At 67.3% G+C, this 2,513-nt stretch carries 2 protein-coding genes; both read left to right on the top strand.

From position 1 onward, the window contains the following. A partial coding sequence (locus HZR14_RS14275; protein ID WP_220132589.1) for a bacterio-opsin activator domain-containing protein occupies positions 1-1,441 on the top strand: 1,441 nt, incomplete at its 5' end. A gap of 206 nt (positions 1,442-1,647) precedes the next feature. After that, positions 1,648-2,513: AMP-binding protein (locus HZR14_RS14115; protein WP_181693519.1), on the top strand; the 866-nt coding region annotated here is incomplete at its 3' end.

Genomic DNA, 2,513 nt, shown 5'->3' with positions numbered 1-2,513 from the left:
CAGTTCGGGCGAAGACGCCGAGGCCTACGACGAAACGCTGCGACGGGCGGCCGCCGACGGGGCCGTCTGGACCGGCCAGGTGACGCTTCGCCGCAAGAGCGGCGAACGGGTCCACGCCCGTCAGACCGTCGCTCCCGCCGGTGACGACGAGACGGGGTTCGTTGTCATCACCGCGGCCGACGTGACCGAGCGGGTTCGCAGGGAGCGGTCCCTGGCTCGCCGCTGTGAGACGCTCGAGGGGCTGGAGGGACTGGTCGCTGACATCAACGCCGCGGGACGCGAACTGATCGATGCCTCGACCCGCTCCGAGATCGAGACCGCGGTCTGTGACTCCCTCGCCGATAGCGACGCCTATCTCGCCGCGTGGATCGGCGGCACCGATCCCGGCGAGTCGCGGCTCCGGCCGCGGGAGGGGGCCGGCGCGAGGGTCGCCGACGAATCGGCCGTCGACGTCGAATCGTCCGTCGTCTCCTCGGCGATCGAAACCGGACAGCCGCGGGTAGCCGGTGGCGAACCCCCCGCGGACGCGCTCGGTCCCTTCGATGCCGAGGAGCTCTCGAATACGCGTGCCGTCGGTATCGCCCCGCTCGCGTACGGCGAAACGACCTACGGCGTCCTCGCCGTCTTCACCGACCGCGGTACGGCGTTCGGCGACCGCGAGCGGACGCTTTTGTCCGACCTCGGTGCCCGCATCGGACACGCGATCACGGCGATCGAACGCCGGAACCTGCTCTTGGCCGACACCGTCGTCGAATTGGAGTTCCGCTGTACCGACGAAGAGGCGTTTCTGGTTTCGGCGACGGCCGATCACGGCTGTGCCTGCTCGATCGAGGCCGTCGTCCCCGTCGCGGAGGGGTCGCTGCTGTTTTATATCACCCTGAAGGATGCCCCGCCCGACGCGTTCCTCGACACCGCGACGGCCGCCTCGGGCGTGTGTGACGGCCGCTACATCCGCGAGTACGGCGACCGATCGCTGCTCGAACTCACCGTCGAGGGGAGTTCGCCAGCCCTGACGTTGACCGAAATCGGGGCGACGATCCGCGAGGGCGTTGCCGACACGGGCGAACAGACCATCCGGGCCGAAATCGCCCAGGAGGCGGGCGTCCGCTCCGTCGTCGAGGGGTTACAGGCGGCGTTTCCCGAGACGACCCTTCAGGCGAAACACGCGGCCGACCGGCCGGTCGAGACGATCGCGGAGTTTCAAGACTCCCTTTCGGAATCGCTCACCGACAAACAACGCTCCGCGCTGCGGGCGGCGTACTTCGCCGGCTACTTCGATTGGCCTCGCGGATCGACCGCCGAGGAGGTCGCGGACTCGATGGGCGTCTCCTCGCCGACCCTGCACAACCACCTTCGAAAGGCCGAGCGAAAGCTCCTCTCGTCGTTTTTCGACCACACCAGAGAGCACATCGGAAGCGGGATTCCGGAGGCCTCCCTGTGAGGGTGGGGCGTGCCCGTCGGGGCCGCATCGGTCGGTGACTGCGGGGCCCCCGACTGGCCGTACGTTCCCTCGACGCCGCCGGCGAATCGCCCGTCGGGTCCGGCACCCAACCGCGAACCGCCCGTCGGGTCCGGCACCCAACCGCGGCGGAGTTTGTATGCTTAGATCCCCCGCTTATAAGGGTCGGATATGTCCAGTAGGGTGTAATGTCTGATTCGGAGGACACACAACTGGAAGCACGGCTTGCCGAGCAGGAATCCTTCGAGCCGCCGGAGTCGTTCGTCGAGCAGGCGAACGTCTCCGATCCGGGGATCTACGAGGAGTTCGAGGAGAACTGGCCCGACTGCTGGGAACAGGCGGCCGAGTTGCTCGAGTGGGAGAGCGACTACGACGAAGTGCTCGTCGACGACGACGAACCGTTCTACGAGTGGTTCACCGGGGGCGAACTGAACGCCTCGGCGAACTGCCTCGATCGACACCTCGACGAGCGCGGCGACGAGGCCGCGATCCAGTGGGAGGGTGAACTCGGCGAGACGCGTGAGTATACCTACGAGGAGCTCCACCGGGAGGTCAACGAGTTCGCGGCGGCGCTCCGTGACCTCGGCGTCGAGGAGGACGACGTCGTCACGATGTACATGCCGATGGTGCCCGAGCTGCCGATCGCCATGCTGGCGTGTGCCCGGATCGGCGCGCCGCACTCGGTCGTGTTCGCCGGCTTCTCGGCGGACGCGTTGGCGACGCGGATGAAATCCGCGGAGTCGGAGTATCTGGTCACCTGTGACGGCTACTATCGCCGCGGTGACCCCCTCGATCACCTCTCGAAGACGAACGAGGGACTCGAGGACGTCGATCACGAGACGACGACGGTCGTCGTCGACCGTCTCGGAGACGAGATGGAACACGACCTGGCCGACGATCAACTCGACTACGACGACCTCGTCGCCGACCACGAGGGCGCGTCGGTCGAGCCGGTCGTCCGCGACGCCGAGGACATGCTGTTTCTCATGTACACGTCGGGGACGACGGGGCAGCCGAAAGGGGTCAAACACACGACCGCCGGCTACCTCTCCTA

The sequence above is a fragment of the Natronomonas salinimetallica genome (assembly GCF_013839515.1).
Classification (GTDB): domain Archaea; phylum Halobacteriota; class Halobacteria; order Halobacteriales; family Haloarculaceae; genus Natronomonas.
This window is presented reverse-complemented; position numbering and strand designations above follow the sequence as displayed.